17 protein-coding genes are annotated in these 13,719 nt (G+C 60.9%); 7 read left to right on the top strand and 10 right to left on the bottom strand.

Annotation, left to right across the window (positions count from 1 at the left end; all coding sequences use genetic code 11):
- Positions 1-2 precede the first annotated feature (2 nt).
- From M0639_RS26240 to M0639_RS26220, 5 genes are read left to right on the top strand one after another with little or no spacing between them, the layout of a single operon-like run.
- Entirely contained in the window at positions 3-422 is a 420-nt protein-coding gene (locus M0639_RS26240; RefSeq protein ID WP_046379420.1) for a MerR family transcriptional regulator, read from the top strand.
- 46 nt (positions 423-468) lie between these two features.
- The gene (locus M0639_RS26235; RefSeq protein WP_064073854.1) at positions 469-1,845 is read left to right on the top strand and encodes an MFS transporter; all 1,377 of its coding nucleotides are present in this window, start codon (positions 469-471) and stop codon (positions 1,843-1,845) included.
- Entirely contained in the window at positions 1,842-2,861 is a 1,020-nt protein-coding gene (locus M0639_RS26230; RefSeq protein ID WP_064073855.1) for an ABC transporter substrate-binding protein, read from the top strand. Before M0639_RS26235 ends, M0639_RS26230 begins: the two co-directional genes overlap by 4 nt.
- 21 nt (positions 2,862-2,882) lie before the next feature.
- A complete protein-coding gene (locus tag M0639_RS26225) occupies positions 2,883-3,602 on the top strand; it encodes a 2OG-Fe(II) oxygenase (protein ID WP_064073856.1) in 720 nt (239 codons plus the stop codon).
- A complete protein-coding gene (locus M0639_RS26220) occupies positions 3,592-3,885 on the top strand; it encodes an Ada metal-binding domain-containing protein (RefSeq protein ID WP_064073857.1) in 294 nt (97 codons plus the stop codon). The genes M0639_RS26225 and M0639_RS26220 overlap by 11 nt, the downstream gene beginning before the upstream one ends.
- On the opposite strand, the gene M0639_RS26215 is transcribed toward M0639_RS26220, so the two are convergent.
- From M0639_RS26215 to M0639_RS26205, 3 genes are read right to left on the bottom strand one after another with little or no spacing between them, the layout of a single operon-like run.
- A complete protein-coding gene (locus tag M0639_RS26215) occupies positions 3,848-4,276 on the bottom strand; it encodes a VOC family protein (protein WP_003940449.1) in 429 nt (142 codons plus the stop codon). The genes M0639_RS26220 and M0639_RS26215 overlap by 38 nt on opposite strands.
- A gap of 40 nt (positions 4,277-4,316) precedes the next feature.
- Positions 4,317-4,799, bottom strand: a complete 483-nt coding sequence (locus M0639_RS26210; protein ID WP_003940319.1) for an SRPBCC family protein — start codon at positions 4,797-4,799, stop codon at positions 4,317-4,319.
- Between the two features lie 2 nt (positions 4,800-4,801).
- Positions 4,802-5,146, bottom strand: a complete 345-nt coding sequence (locus M0639_RS26205; protein ID WP_003939956.1) for an ArsR/SmtB family transcription factor — start codon at positions 5,144-5,146, stop codon at positions 4,802-4,804.
- Between the two features lie 94 nt (positions 5,147-5,240).
- On the opposite strand from M0639_RS26205, the gene M0639_RS26200 reads away from it, so the two are divergent.
- Positions 5,241-5,897, top strand: coding sequence for an alpha-ketoglutarate-dependent dioxygenase AlkB family protein (locus M0639_RS26200; protein ID WP_064073904.1), 657 nt, complete (start codon positions 5,241-5,243; stop codon positions 5,895-5,897).
- Between the two features lie 5 nt (positions 5,898-5,902).
- Here M0639_RS26200 and M0639_RS26195 read toward each other — a convergent pair whose 3' ends face one another.
- The 5 genes from M0639_RS26195 to M0639_RS26175 all read right to left on the bottom strand — a co-directional run bounded on the left by M0639_RS26195 (position 5,903) and on the right by M0639_RS26175 (position 10,773).
- Positions 5,903-6,049: a hypothetical protein gene (locus tag M0639_RS26195; RefSeq protein ID WP_020723613.1), complete on the bottom strand. Its 147-nt coding sequence runs from the start codon at positions 6,047-6,049 to the stop codon at positions 5,903-5,905.
- A 185-nt stretch (positions 6,050-6,234) separates the two neighbouring features.
- Positions 6,235-7,470: a CynX/NimT family MFS transporter gene (locus M0639_RS26190; protein WP_064073858.1), complete on the bottom strand. Its 1,236-nt coding sequence runs from the start codon at positions 7,468-7,470 to the stop codon at positions 6,235-6,237.
- Positions 7,471-7,519: 49 nt separating this feature from the next.
- A complete protein-coding gene (locus tag M0639_RS26185) occupies positions 7,520-8,233 on the bottom strand; it encodes a FadR/GntR family transcriptional regulator (RefSeq protein WP_054800661.1) in 714 nt (237 codons plus the stop codon).
- Between the two features lie 218 nt (positions 8,234-8,451).
- Positions 8,452-9,570 carry a hypothetical protein gene (locus M0639_RS26180; protein ID WP_064073905.1) on the bottom strand — a complete coding sequence of 373 codons (1,119 nt, stop codon included), beginning with the start codon at positions 9,568-9,570 and terminating at the stop codon, positions 8,452-8,454.
- Between the two features lie 360 nt (positions 9,571-9,930).
- On the bottom strand, positions 9,931-10,773 hold the full coding sequence (locus tag M0639_RS26175) for an NAD-dependent epimerase/dehydratase family protein (RefSeq protein WP_064073859.1): 843 nt from the start codon (positions 10,771-10,773) through the stop codon (positions 9,931-9,933).
- A gap of 86 nt (positions 10,774-10,859) precedes the next feature.
- Here M0639_RS26175 and M0639_RS26170 point away from each other — a divergent pair, with 86 nt between their 5' ends.
- The gene (locus M0639_RS26170; protein ID WP_007729741.1) at positions 10,860-11,504 is read left to right on the top strand and encodes a ScbR family autoregulator-binding transcription factor; all 645 of its coding nucleotides are present in this window, start codon (positions 10,860-10,862) and stop codon (positions 11,502-11,504) included.
- Positions 11,505-11,542: 38 nt separating this feature from the next.
- Here the strand turns inward: M0639_RS26170 and M0639_RS26165 are convergent, their stop codons facing one another.
- Complete coding sequence (locus M0639_RS26165; RefSeq protein WP_021331802.1) at positions 11,543-12,430, bottom strand: ScbA/BarX family gamma-butyrolactone biosynthesis protein; 888 nt, start codon at positions 12,428-12,430, stop codon at positions 11,543-11,545.
- A gap of 168 nt (positions 12,431-12,598) precedes the next feature.
- The gene (locus M0639_RS26160) at positions 12,599-13,258 is read right to left on the bottom strand and encodes a helix-turn-helix transcriptional regulator (protein ID WP_047271918.1); all 660 of its coding nucleotides are present in this window, start codon (positions 13,256-13,258) and stop codon (positions 12,599-12,601) included.
- Between the last annotated feature and the right edge of the window lie 461 nt (positions 13,259-13,719).

The raw sequence follows: 13,719 nt of genomic DNA, 5'->3' as shown, positions 1-13,719 counted from the left end.
GAATGCGTGAGCACTTGATCCCGATCGGCGAGGTTGCAAAATCGTTCGGAATCGCGGCGTCGACCTTGCGTTATTACGAGGACGAAGGACTGCTGTCCGCGCGGTCGCGAACTGGCGGCAAACGCTGGTACGGGCAGCGTGAGCTGCGCCGGCTGGCATTGATCCGGATGTACACCGAGACGGGAATGTCCTTGGAACAGGTGCGGTCCTTCATCGAAACCGACACCACGTCCGAGCAGTTCTCCACGGTTCTCGCAGATCAAGTGTCGACACTCGAGGCACAGATCGCCGCTGCTACGCGAGCGAAGCTGATCCTCGAGCATCACCTGACGTGTCGGCAAGAGCGTCCGATGCAGTGCCCGTGGTTGCTCGAGCAGCTCGACATTCGTGTCGAAGCGGCGCTTGACTTCAAGTTGACTTGAACCTTCATAGTTAGGGCGCACTTACCGCCCTGCCCGGAGGTTGACCATGTCGGCACGACGATGGCTGCCGCTCATCGCCGCATGCATCGGAACTTTCCTGTTACTGACGTACGCCACGATCACAACGATCGCGGTGCCGGCCATCGCAGTCGGTTTGGACGGCAGTACGGGCGCGATGTCATGGGTCGTCGACGCCTACACGCTGGCTCTTGCCGCGCTTCTGGTGGGCATGGGCGCACTCGGCGATGCGTGGGGACGCAAACGCCTCTACATCTGTGGACTGGTCGTGTTCCTGGTTGCAACGGCCGTGTGCGCGATTGCTCCGGACATCACGGTTCTGGTCGTTGCTCGCGGCGCGCAAGGAATTGCCGGTGCGGCGATGTTCGCGACACTCCTGCCTCTGCTCGGCGACGCATATTCGGGCCGCGATCGGCACGTGGCTTTTGCCGCGTGGGGTGCCGTCGCTGGATTGGCGGCGGGAATCGGCAACGTTGCAGGAGGGCTGCTGACGCAGTTCTTCGACTGGCGTGCGGTCTTCTATTCCGGAATCCCCGTGGCCGCAGTGGCGCTCGCAATGGCTGTGTTCTGTTTCGCCGACAGTGAGCGCGGCGACGACAACATCGACTGGGCCGGAATCGTTTTGTTCACCCTCGCTGCCGTTGCCGCGGTTCTCGGCGTGACGTGGGGCGGCGACATCGGGTGGGCTTCGTCGTCGACAGCTCTTGCCTTCCTGATCGCAATCGGTGCGCTGACGGCGTTTGTGTTCTGGCAGCGTCGAGGCAGCAGTCCGATGCTCGATCCGGCGTTGTTCCGATCCCTGAAATTCGACGGCGTCCTCGTCGCTGCTTTCGGGTACTACCTCGCGGCCTACGGCCCGCTCGTAGTCCTTTCACTGTGGCTGCAGAAAGGGCTGGAACTGTCGGCATCGGCGGCCGCACTCGTGCTCTCGATTCAACCGCTCGCTTTTGTCTTCGTATCGGCCTTGTGTGGATCACGGCTTCAGCGTGTCGACCTTCGACTGTCGCTCGGATTCGGGACGATCCTTTGCGGAATCGGTTGCGTGGCCATGCTGTACGTTCTCGCCGAGCCGGTCTGGCCCGCACTGATCGCCGGGCTGATTCTGACCGGTGTCGGTTCGGCGATGGTGTCGCCGGTGCTGCCGGGTGCCGCGATGTCGGACGCCCCGGCAGAGTGCGCCGGGACGGCTTCGGCAACAGCCAACTCGTCGCGTCAACTCGGGCTTGCCGTCGGAATTGCGTTGTGCGGCTCGCTCTTCGTCGGTCCGGACGAGTTCGCCTTGCTGTGGCCGTTGGTCTTTTGTGCCGGCGTCGGAATGCTCACGGGTTTGGTGTCGATCCTTCTCTTTTCTCGTTCGTCAACTCCTGCAACAGTTCAACCAATCGCCGAAAGGGCACACACATGACCACGCTGTTCACTCCACGACCGCACCGGCGTATCGAGATGGACTGGAATCGCCGCAGGTTCCTCGGCGCTGCAGCAGGATTGGCTGCTGCGCTGGCAGCGGCCGGTTGCTCGCGTTCGGACGCAGACGCCGGGGGCGAAGGCGATGCAGGCTGGTCCTTCACCGATGATCGCGGCAATCTGATCGAATTGGATTCACCACCAAGAACATTTGTCACCTACACCGGTATCGCGGGTGCTCTGTGGGATTACGGACTGGTGCCTGTCGGAGTTTTCGGGGCACTGACACGATCGCCGGGATCAAGGGACACCAGCATCTCCGGCAATTTGGATTTCTCGAAGACCGAGATGGTCGGGCAGCTCTGGGGACAAGTGGAACTCGAGAAGATCGCTGCGCTGGAGCCGGACGTCGTCATAGTCCCTCAGCTGCGTGGTTCGGCACTACTCGACGAGGCGAACTTGGATGCGGTGAAAGGCTTGTCGACAGTACTGTTCGTGGAAACGGCAGCAGGAACCATCGACCGAGCCGTGCAAGAGATCGTGGAACTGGCCGTGGAACTCGGGGCGGACCAGGATATGGAGGCTCAGCGAAAAGACTACGACGCTGCGCGTGCACGGATCTCCGAAGTTGCTTCTTCGCTGAATAATTCACAGGTTTTGTTCGCGTCCGCAGATCCGGACACGATTCGTGTCAGTCGTTCGGGCTTCCCGATCCTCGCAGATCTGGCGGGATTGGGCCTTGCCGTCGTCGATCCGGCCGAGGGGTCGTCGGTCTACGTCGAGAAACTGGCTTGGGAGATGGCGGACCACTATCCGGCCGACATGATCTTCCTCGACGATCGCCCGTCCAGTTTGCAACTGGATGCGCTCGGAACCAATCCTGCGTGGTCCAACTTGTCCGCGGTGAAGGCGGGGAAGATCGGGACCTGGAATCCGGAACCCGTGCTCAGTTATGCCGGGATCGCCCGTACGTACAACGATCTGGCTGAGCAGCTGCTGGCATTCTCACATTCCTGACCGCCGCGTCGTCTACGACGTATGGACCTCTTCACCGATCTGTCTCCTCGAGTTGATTCCCTCGATTGGCCTGCGCTGATCGAGGGAATCGACTCCAGTGGGTGTGCCCAGACGACGCCGATACTCGACGAGTCGGAATGTCGCGAAATTGCTTCCTGGTACTCGGAGGTCGACCGGTTCCGGAGCACCGTCGACATGGCTCGATACCGCTTCGGCCAAGGGGAGTACCGGTACTTCGGTGATCCCGTACCGGAGCCGATCACGGCTATGCGATCCGCCTTCTACCGACACCTCCTGCCCGTGGCGCGGGAGTGGGCGTTCAAGCTGGGTGAGGGTGCACCGTGGCCGGATTCTTTCGAAGAATGGATCGATCAGTGTCACGACGCCGGTCAGAATCGCCCTACCCCGATCCTTCTGTCCTACGGACCTGGTGACTGGAATGCATTGCATCGGGACTTGTACGGAGAGTTGGTGTTTCCCTTGCAAGTCGTGATCGGGCTCGACAGACCTCGCATCGACCACGCGGGCGGCGAGTTCTTGCTCGTGGAACAGCGGCCGCGCGCCCAGTCGAAAGGGACGGTGACAGTTCTCGGGCAAGGTCACGCGTTGATCTTCACCACGCGGGATCGACCGGTGCAGAGTTCTCGCGGGTGGTCGAGAGCCCCTGTGCGACATGGTGTCAGCGTGGTGCACTCGGGTACGCGTCGAACATTGGGATTGGTGCTTCACGATGCCGAGTAAGACGTACATTCTCCGCGGCGCTCGCAACAAATCCTACGAGAGTTCGACGCCCGGTGTGCTTGGCGGGCACCGGAAAACGAAGATCTACGGGCGACTCGACTGTCGAGGGGCTGCGCAGGCAATCGCGCGTGGCGGGTATGTCGCCAGTCGGGTGTTCTTCGCGGACGAGCCGACCGCGATTGCGGCCGGCTATCGCCCCTGTGCCGTCTGCATGCCCGAAGGTTACGCAGCCTGGAAGGCAGTTGCTACGCGCCGAAGCGGTCGCGGTACTCCTTCGGAATGAGCGGCTTGTCGCCGCGGACCTTCAGCTGCTGGACAGCCCAGGTATTGCCGTCCGGGTCGGCGAATCCGAAGAAGGTGCCCCCGTCACGCTCGTCGAAGACGGTGACCTCACTGGCATCGACGCCGCGGTCGATGAGCTCCTGGCGAGCCGCTGCAGCGTCGGCCACGACCAACTGCAATCCCTTCAACGAACCAGGGGCCATCTCGGTTTGCGACGGCAGGTTGCCGATGACGATCGAGCAGCCCGAACCACGCGGAGTGAGCTGGGCGACCGTCATGTGTTCGTTGACGGTGTGGTGGTCGAGATCGAAACCGACCTTGTCACGGTAGAACTCGATGGAACGGTCGAGGTCACTGACGGGAACGATCACTACTTCGAGGGTCCAGTCCATGAAACTGCCTTTCGCTGAGGAGGTTCGGGCAAACAGGTGGTCAGAGTTGCGCGACGATCTTGTCCAGGCGTTCGTAACCTTCGGTGACGCCGAGCTCCATATTGCTCTCGATCATTCCGTCTCGCGCTTCGAGGCTCGGATATACGGAATGGCCGGAGAGGCGGGTGCGTCCATTGCCCAGATCCTCGAACGTGATCGATTCGATGCTGACGACGTCGGGAAATCCCTCGTATTCGAAGGTCTGGATGGCAAAGTCGTTCTCGCGAACAACGTGAAATACACCGTTGAACCGGAACTCTTCGCCCTCGGGGTTGCGATGGACGTACTTGTATCGACCGCCGCTCACGAACTCGTATTCGTCGATCTCCATCTCGTATCCGTTGGGGCCGAGCCACTGCTTGACCAGATCGGGATTCGAATGAGCTGCGAAGACGGCACTGACGGGTGCGTCGAATTCGCGGGTGATGTCGATGTACGGCACGCCCTCAGGAGCCGTGATGGTGACGGGATTGGTGGTAGCCATGGTTAAGTCTCCTTCTGTGTGGTGCTGAGTAGGTGATCGAGCTTGCGGAACTGTTGTTCGTGGATCAGTCGATAGCGGTCGATCCAGGCGGTCAAAGCCTCGAGAGTTGCGGCGTTGAGATGTACCGGCCGCCTCTGGGCTTCGCGGCTGCGAGTGACCAAACCCGCGGCTTCGAGTACCTGAATATGTTTGGAGATGGCCTGTTTCGTGATCTCGAATGGCTCGGCCAACTCGTTGACCGTTTGGGGGCCGGTGCTCAGGCGGGCGATGATCCGCCGTCGTACCGGGTCGGCAAGTGCCATGAACGCTTTGTCGAGACGCTCGTCTGCCCCTGGATCCACGATCACTTGTCAACCATCTCCTTTATCAACCAACCTGTTGATTACGATACGAGCCCATGCCGAGGGTGTCAATGCTTCGAAACCGATTAGCGTGGAAACCATGAACGCTCTGATTCCTCGGCCACGATTGGAAGTGGCGCCGGGGGCGATCCTCGTTCCGGATTGGCTCAGCGTCGAACAGCAACGCTTCTTGGTGGCCGAGTGCCGACGGTGGGCGACCGCACCCGTACCGATGCGCTCCGCTGTTGTCCCTGGTGGGCACAAGATGTCGGTGCAAACAGTCTGTCTCGGTTGGCATTGGCAGCCGTACAAGTACACGCGCACCGCCGACGACGTGAACGGTGCGCCTGTCGCAGCGGTGCCTGACTGGCTCGTCGACATCGGCCGGGCCGCAGTTGCCGCTGCCTATGATGATCCGACTGCGGGGGAGCGGTACACGCCGGACACCGCGCTGATCAATTTCTACGACGAGGGCGCTCGGATGGGCATGCACCAGGACAAGGACGAGCGCTGCGACGCTCCCGTCGTCTCACTGAGTGTCGGGCAGAGTTGTGTCTTTCGATTCGGGAATTCCGAGAACCGGAACAAGCCGTACACCGACGTCGAACTCCATTCGGGTGATCTTTTCGTCTTCGGTGGAGAGTCTCGGTTCGCATATCACGGAGTGCCGAAAGTTATTGCGGGAAGTGCAAGTCCCGACATAGGTCTGCCGTCCGGGCGGCTGAACATCACCCTGCGGGATACCGGAATGTCGTGACTGTCTCACCCCTGCTGTGCCACTGGTGCAGCAGGGTCGAAGTCTGCGCTCGAAGGTCCGTCCCCGACCATCTCGATCAACTCGGTCGACGGTGGAGTTGGCAGCGTGCGCCAGCGCTCTCGTTCGAGGTTGTGGGGTTGTGTCTCGTTCATGCCCTCATTATCGACTTCCGGCTCCGATCCATCAGTCGGGGATGGGCCGGGTGCAATTCGGTAGGCCGTTGAGGGAGCCCCGCTGTCTCGTCGACATCCTCGGACCTCGGCACGTCGACGACAGTTCGGGTCGCGGCACGGGTCTGGGGAGGTTGGTGGGTGGATTCGAGGCGACCGTGATTCGCTTATCCCAGTGTCTTGTTGCGGCCGGCGAGGGAGCCGAAGACGAGTTGCACGGCCAGCAGCACCAGCAACGCGATCAGAGGAGTCGTCCAGGAATCGATGGCGTCGTGCAGTGCACCGAAAACGAGGGGACCGGTGGCGGCCAGAAGGTATCCGACGGACTGTGCCATACCCGAGAGTGCCGCTGCTTGACCGTGATTGACAGTGCGTATTGCGAAGAAGGACAAGGCAATGACAATCGATCCGCCGATGCCGATGCCGAGGAATGCATTCCACAGCAGGGCCCAGGAGGGGAGGAGGAGTTGGCCGAGAACTGCCACTGCGGCGACCGACACCAGCCCGAGGACGGCTCCTCTCTGATCCTTGGGCAGTTTGTGCAGGAGCACTGCTGTGAGGAGGCTGCCGACGATCGAGAATATTTGCATGATGCCTTGATGCAGTCCGGCGGTAGCCGCGGTAGTGCCGTGTGATTCTTCAATGGTGGGCCACCATGTCAGAACGGTGTAGAAGAAGAGAGATTGGACGCCCATGAATATTGTGATCTGCCACCCGAGTGCTGAGCGCCAGGGGGAGCGATGGCCGCCTGGATGGGAATCCAAAGCCGCAGCATGATCGTGTTTCGGAAGCGTGCGTCGGCGAAGTTGGGGAAGGAACACCCCAAATCCTATGAGAGCCATAGCAGCCCAGATTCCGAATGCGATCCGCCAACCGTGATCGGTGAGACCGGCGATCGGCACGGCAAGTCCGGATGCGGTTGCGGCGACGGCTGCAGAGACCGCCGAGAAGATGCCGGTCAAACGGCCGGCTTCGGTCGGGAAGTCTCGTTTGAGGAGCGCCGGCAGTAGAACGTTCATTGTTGCGATGGACATGCCGAGCGATACGGTACCGATCCACAGCGCAGGCATCCACGGAACAGAGCGGATCACGATCGCTAAGGCGAGCATGCCGAGTGCTGCTGCGAGTGTCCGTTCCATTCCCCACCGAGCTGCGATGACCGGGGCAACGGGGGAGAACACTGCGAAGCACAGCAGTGGAAGGCTGATCAGCGCTGATGCTGTTGTCGACGAGATATCGAGATCGGTGCGTACCTCACCGAGTAGCGGGCCGACGACTGTGATTGAGGCTCGAAGATTGGCTGCGATGAGAAGAATGCCAGCGATAACGAGTCCTCGGCGCATTATCGGTATCGCGCTCGGGGCAGACGCCACGTTTTCGGTGTCGGAGATGACGTTAGCCATAGGTGTGCCCTTCTGAGATTGTCTGTGCGCTGAACCTCTTGTGTGTCAGCTACTTCGGCATGTTTTGCAGAAAGAGGGATCGGCTGTGGTCCATCAGTCGGACCACTGCGGCGGCTGCGCCGTCCGGATCGCGGTCACGGATGGCCGCAAGCAGCTGCCGGTGTGGGTCGTCGTCGGTCCAAGGTCCGATGAACAGCTGTCGAGTCTCCTTGTCGGACTTACCTTGTGGGATGCTCATGGTGTCAGAGCGATCGAGACTGCGGTAGATGTCCGTGATCAGTTGGTTCCCGCTCGCTGCGAACATCTCCAGGTGGAAGTCGAGGTCGTACTCGACGGATTTGGCGACGTCGGGCTCAGCGTCTCGGCCATCCAAAGCCCGAGTCATTCGGTCGATGTCTTCGGGCAGGGCTCGTTCGGCTGCGAGTCGGGCGGCGTAGAGCTCCAAAGCTTCACGGGCTTCGAAGATTTCGAGCACGTTCTCCGCCGCTGCGCGTCGTTGGAGCGCAATCTCGAGTTCTGAGCTCGCGCAGACGTAGGTTCCGTCTCCCGGGCGCGCTTCGAGGAGGCCGGCATGGACGAGGCCGCGAATGGCCTCCCGGACCGTATTGCGGCTCGCGCCGGTCATTTCGACAAGTTGATGCTCGCCTGGGATCTTCTGTCCTAGTTCCCAGTGACCGGAGGTGATTTGGGACCGCAGCTGTTCCGCGATCTGCACTGAAAGTGGGATGTTGCGTGCGGTGGGTGCGATACGGGGATCCGGCATGAGTCAAATGTAGGACATTTGGCGATTTGTGGATAGGTTTACCTTTGTGATCTAGGGCACTCGGGTTCGGATCGGCCTGGGCGGGTATCGCCCTTCTGCATGTCTGCGTGCACGTGAGTGCTCCTGCCGACCGCGCACGGGGCAGTTGACTCGACTCGGAGGGCAACTGCGATCGATTCCTCGCGGAACCTCATACCTAGCAGGCCCTCACGTGCGGGTCATTGCTGCGATTCCAGCGTCCACGCGGGCTGGTCGGTCACTTCCGGGCCGTCGTGCAGCACCCAAACACACGGCTCGGAGATGTAGGTGGCAGCATCGGTGAACCAGTATGTTTCGTCGGGTGCCCAACCCGCGATGACGCTCGCCGTGTCGGCATCGACCTCGATCGCGGTTCCTGCCGCCGCGAGGTATCCCGTCACGGTAAGGTGCACTCCCTCAAATCTTTCCGCGACCTGCACCCAGTCCGGGATGACCCACCTGCCTGATCGGCCGGTCGTCCGGTACCAAACCTGCCGCGTTTCTGCGGTGACCTCGAGCGGGAACCGTCTGCACAGCTCCGACCAGGCTTGCGCGCTGTCGATCTCGTAGATGCGTGCGCCAGTCGGTGGCCGCAATGCTCGCACGACGACCCGCTCCCATCCCATGCTGTCTTCGACGAACCACAAGCCCGCCGGAGTCCCGTCGAACAGCGCCCTCGTCGAACCCTGAGTGGGTGGATTCGACCACCAATAACCTGACCAGTTCGCCGCGGGATCCACCGGGCGGTCACGTTCAGCTCTTGCTTCCGATTCCAGGGTGCTCGTGCGCCACTCGCTGAGGAGTTGTTGCGCAGCAGGCACCTCGCGTGTGTCTGGAGATTCCTCACCTCGGCTCATGATCGACCATTGGTCGGGCGCGGCAAGCGGGCTGCTCCACCATTGCGCCTGTTCGGATCCGGCAATGTGCTCCGCGACGCGTCGAAGCTCATCTTGCATAACCTCGGTGGCGACGAGGACGTCTTCTCCGTCGGGTTCCTGCCAGTAGCGTGCCGCATCGACGGCTTCTGCGAGGGCGGAGCGTAGATCGACGGCGGTGACGTCGGGGAGCGAGATTTCCGAGAGGCTACGCGCCACATCCTCGGCGGTGACTATTGTCCGCCGGGCCTCTTCGGCGCCCGGGCCGAACAACACTCGGGAGGTGCCTTGCCTGACGTCGAGGTGATAAGCCGCCCGGTGAGCGCTGATGCGGAACATGCCGTCGCCTGGCTCGGGCCGCAGGGCGCGTTCGGCGTCGATCGCATACGCGAGCAGCATCCGTCGCCCGCGCGGTCCCGACAGCAAAATATCCGCAGTGAGCATCTGTTCTCCCGTTTTCTGGTTCAGATGACGGTAGCCGAGGTCAGTGAGATGGAGAGCCTTCTCCCGTGATGTCAGAGCTCCTGGCCGTTTCGTCGCGCACGACATGATCGCCACACACTGCATTCGGCGGCGAAGGCGGACGGAAGGGAGCCCCAGGCTGCTGCCAGTTGCGTGAACGCCGCTTCTTGGGTGTGCGCGATCACTGCCGTCTTTGTGCAGCCGTGGTTTTCGTCGATCAGAGCTCTCTCTGTTCGCCTGTAGTGACTGCGAAATAGGTCCTATTGATTGCTGAGGCTGAACAATAGAGAGGGCTGAAAAGGTTGGGAGACAGGTATTTTGGCGAGAGTGATCCGTGTGCCATCAGTACAGTCTCGACCGGAACCAGTGATCGAGGCTGATCATGTCGATCTGGTGCATGTCGAGACTCAGCTGGGCAGCAGCTTTCACCGCGTCGGCGCGGGGGATAGAGTTCTGGGGCAGAGTCCAGTTGGTCTCTCGTGCATGTTGCTCGAGAAGGTCGATGACTGTCCGCGGGACAGGCTCGTTGACGTGAAGTGTTGAGCCGTAGCGAAATTGCTGTTCTATCGACAACTCGTAGATGGATCGGGCGAGTAGGTCTACGTCGACTACCGACAGGACAGCGCTACCGCCGTCGATGATCGAGTCGAGGCGAGAGACAATTCGCGTCAGTGTCGGAAGAAACCATCTGTCGCCGGGTCCGTACACAAGATGCGGCCGGACGACCAGGCCTCCGGCGTCGCGCACGAACTTCTCGGCGAGAGCGCGCGTGCGACTGGCAGGTGAGAAGGGGCTGAGAGGTGCGCCGTTGACCGGCAAGTCTCGAAACGGTCCCGGCCCGTACACGGCCGCGGTACTGACGTAGAGCAAGCGTTCGACGCCGACGGCGGCGGCCATCGACGCAACGTTCTGTACGCCGTGTTGGTTGACGTGAATGCACTGTTGTTCGTCGTCGCCCACGTACGACACGCAGCAGATGACGGTCGACGCCTGACTCATTGCAACTCGTAGAGAAGCACTTTCGTTGATGTCGCCGATCGCGGTGGCAATTCCGACGCGGCCGAACTGTTTGGCTGCGGTGGCCGTGCGAACGAAACCGATTGCAGCGTTTCCGTCGCGGGAAACCAGCTGTTTCATCACTGCGGAGCCGATGAAACCAGTGGCCCCGAGTACCAGAGTCGTCACGGTGTGTCCGTGTCGAGAGCGTTGCTGCGGGCTCTTTCGACGTATCGTTGAGATTCATTCCGTCGGCAACGAGAGCTGGGTAGATCATGCAGGAGCGTGCTGTCCTGACGCGCCAGGCCGTCATTTTGGGTGCTGCGAAGAGCTTCGAGAAGTTCGGGTACTCCGCCAGTTTGGGCACGATCTTGCAGCACGGGGGTGTGTCGAAGGGGGCGATGTATTTTCATTTCGCGTCCAAGGAGGAGCTTGCGCACGCGGTCATCGCAGCGCAGCACGGTATGGCGATGGAGGGTACCCGGCGGGTTGCTGCGCACTCCGACATCGCGGTCGAAACCCTGGTGCTCGTTTCGCAGGAGATGGCTCGGCAGCTTGTGACCGAGCCCATCGCGCGAGGTGGCATGCGGTTGACGATGGAGATCGGCAGTATTCAAGGCCCCATCGAACAGCCGTACCTCGATTGGATCGAGGCTATCAAGCAGGTGGCAACCCAAGCGGCCGAAGCCGGCGATATCGTCCCGGGCACCGATATCGACGCGTTGGCTCGATTTGTGGTGGGGTCGTTCACCGGAGTGCAGATTCTCTCGGAAATGCTGACGGGCAGAACCGATCTGTACGAGCGGTTGAGTCAGATGTGGAACCTGGTGCTGCCAACGATCGTCCGCGAGGACAAGTTGGCGCACGTCATGCAACTGGCGGCGCTTGCACCGAGAGAGTGGGAACCACCGAGCGCTTGACGTGGAAGACGCGACGAGAAGAACGTGTTCGTTCCCTCTCATGATTGGTCCGCAACTGTAATTTCGAGTTCAGCGGTGGTTTCCAGTTCTTGAGTGAACCGAACTCGGTGCACATGGCCCGACGCGTCAAGGGGGATCGTTGACACCTCGCACGGCGTTTCCCATTCAGTGAACCTCGGAAAGACCGCCGAGAGTGAGGCGATCTTTGTTGCTGGGTTGCCGATGTGAAATCGGAGCGCTTGTCGGGCGGCCTCGAAAAGTATCATTCCTGGGATGTGGTCGACGGGGTGGTCGAAAAGGGAGTGGTTGCGTGGATCGGGAGCGCAGAACATCGCGTGCCGAGCAGGATCAGTGCTGATGAGCACATCTCCATCGGTTAGGCGTCCGACTCGCTCCGATCCGACCACCGCGGCTCCGGAAGGAAGGATGCGTCGGCTCGGGCGGTGGTCTTCTCGTCCTTGCCGAATTCGACGGTATCCCTCGGGGCTGACTCCTCGCGCAACAGCGTTGCATCTGGCGACGTGCCGGTTGCCCTCGCTGAGGATCCCCGACACTTCGACCCCCGAAACCGCTCCGTCGCGATGAGTGAGGTTGTCCACTGTCATCGAGAAACTCAACGGCTCCGCGACTGATTGCACGTCGAGCGCGTCCAGCATCTCGAAGCTGAACGTTTCCATGAGGAACTTGTAGTGCAGTGGAATCTCGTATCGGGTGTGGCACAGAAGCACCACTGCCTGTCGAAATGCTTCTGCCACCCCGAGCGGATCGTGTTGCTCGCTCGATACGTCGAATATCCGGTGCGAGACCGGGAGTTGCACAGCAACCTGGTACGCCGAGTCCGATTCGATCCGGTAGTCCGTCAAGAAAACCTCGGCAACAGCATGTCTGTGGACGAGATGCCGCGGCACTGTGCGTGTGTATTCCATTGATTGAATGCACCTTTCGATGTTCACTCGTGTCTTCGGTGTCGTGTAGGACCTAATATTCGACGTCCGGGCGCGTCATCGAATCGTCAAAATTGACGATCTTTTCGAAGGTCGAGTTCGATCAGGGGCGGCACCCCATCTCGGCGAGTGTGTCTGGGGCACTTCCTGCTAGAAGCGTCCGATCCGAAGTTCCAGTGGGTGTCTGCGTGCGTCGTGACCAGAGCGGCGGAGCATCGCGCATGCCTCCAGCTGGGAATGCACCCCCAGTTTTTGCAGGATGCTTCGGATGTGGGCGCGAACCGTGGTCGGTGCGATGTGGGCGGTTCGAGCAATCGAGTCGACATTCGAGCCTCCGTAGAGAAGGCCCACGATCTCGAACTCGCGATCGGTGAGACTGCTGATTCGTGCGAATTCTTCGGTGCGCAACCGGATGCGTTGTACGAGCGAGGACTTGTCGTGTGCAGACCGAGCGGAGTTGGGGTTGATCGCGGCCTGCAGCTCATCGAGCAGGGATGTGAATGGCAGTTGAGAGTTGAGCACGGCGTGGGCGCCCGCTGCGAGCCCCCGAATCATGGAGTTGCCGCTACTGAGATCGCCGACCAGGACCGATCCCTCGAGCGCGGAGAGCTCCTTCACCTGCCAATCGACGCCCCCGAGTGGTAGGAGAACGAGCGCTCTACCGTGATCGCTGGTGTGATGCCTTAACAGGCTCATGTCTGCGGTTTGTGGCTCGGAATAAGCCCTGGCGCTGATTCCGGCAGCGATTGCATTGGCGAACCCTCGATTGCTATGAGTGGTGTACACGGTGACTGTGCTGGAGAGTGTCATAGCGACTACATCTCCGGTGGAGGTCCGCTCCGCCCGCTCTCTTCGCTGCGAAACCAAAACCGTTGCTTTCAGCGTGGTTTCGTCAGCAGGTTAGCTATCGCAGTGACCTTTCCGCTGATGCGCACGAAGGTTACGGCGATATCGCAGTTGCCCGTCTTCCCATGGAAACTCGCGCGTTCGACACCTGATCATGGACCTTCGAATTATGCTGGGGCGCTGAATATTTGGGCGATGAGTATCCCGTGTAGACGAGTCATTGGGCGTTCCGTCGACGACGTGAACAACTCTCCGGTGTCTCGAGGCATTCAGGCGTCTCGATCGAGTTCCGCGAGGCCGGTGCGTCGCGCCTCAATGTTCCGTGCGCGGCCGGGTCGAGATATTGACTGTTACCGTCAGTTGCACATACCCTGTTCATTGGCGCTGACCTTAGGGAACCCGGCCTGAACCGGCCGATCGTTCTC

It is taken from the genome of Rhodococcus qingshengii JCM 15477 (genome assembly GCF_023221595.1).
Classification (GTDB): Bacteria; Actinomycetota; Actinomycetes; order Mycobacteriales; family Mycobacteriaceae; genus Rhodococcus_F; species Rhodococcus_F qingshengii.
The sequence above is the reverse complement of the archived record's forward strand: the minus strand, read 5'-3'. Positions and strand labels throughout refer to the sequence as shown.

Coding starts and splice junctions, on each gene's coding strand:
- M0639_RS26190 (WP_064073858.1), bottom strand. CDS start 7,470: ATGGCTAACGTCATCTCCGACACCGAAAACGTGGCGTCTGCCCCGAGC.
- M0639_RS26180 (WP_064073905.1), bottom strand. CDS start 9,570: ATGCTCACTGCGGATATTTTGCTGTCGGGACCGCGCGGGCGACGGATG.
- M0639_RS26235 (WP_064073854.1), top strand. CDS start 469: ATGTCGGCACGACGATGGCTGCCGCTCATCGCCGCATGCATCGGAACT.
- M0639_RS26200 (WP_064073904.1), top strand. CDS start 5,241: ATGAACGCTCTGATTCCTCGGCCACGATTGGAAGTGGCGCCGGGGGCG.
- M0639_RS26165 (WP_021331802.1), bottom strand. CDS start 12,430: ATGGAATACACACGCACAGTGCCGCGGCATCTCGTCCACAGACATGCT.
- M0639_RS26210 (WP_003940319.1), bottom strand. CDS start 4,799: ATGGCTACCACCAATCCCGTCACCATCACGGCTCCTGAGGGCGTGCCG.
- M0639_RS26215 (WP_003940449.1), bottom strand. CDS start 4,276: ATGGACTGGACCCTCGAAGTAGTGATCGTTCCCGTCAGTGACCTCGAC.
- M0639_RS26240 (WP_046379420.1), top strand. CDS start 3: ATGCGTGAGCACTTGATCCCGATCGGCGAGGTTGCAAAATCGTTCGGA.
- M0639_RS26220 (WP_064073857.1), top strand. CDS start 3,592: ATGCCGAGTAAGACGTACATTCTCCGCGGCGCTCGCAACAAATCCTAC.
- M0639_RS26225 (WP_064073856.1), top strand. CDS start 2,883: ATGGACCTCTTCACCGATCTGTCTCCTCGAGTTGATTCCCTCGATTGG.
- M0639_RS26185 (WP_054800661.1), bottom strand. CDS start 8,233: ATGCCGGATCCCCGTATCGCACCCACCGCACGCAACATCCCACTTTCA.
- M0639_RS26170 (WP_007729741.1), top strand. CDS start 10,860: ATGCAGGAGCGTGCTGTCCTGACGCGCCAGGCCGTCATTTTGGGTGCT.
- M0639_RS26230 (WP_064073855.1), top strand. CDS start 1,842: ATGACCACGCTGTTCACTCCACGACCGCACCGGCGTATCGAGATGGAC.
- M0639_RS26160 (WP_047271918.1), bottom strand. CDS start 13,258: ATGACACTCTCCAGCACAGTCACCGTGTACACCACTCATAGCAATCGA.
- M0639_RS26195 (WP_020723613.1), bottom strand. CDS start 6,049: ATGAACGAGACACAACCCCACAACCTCGAACGAGAGCGCTGGCGCACG.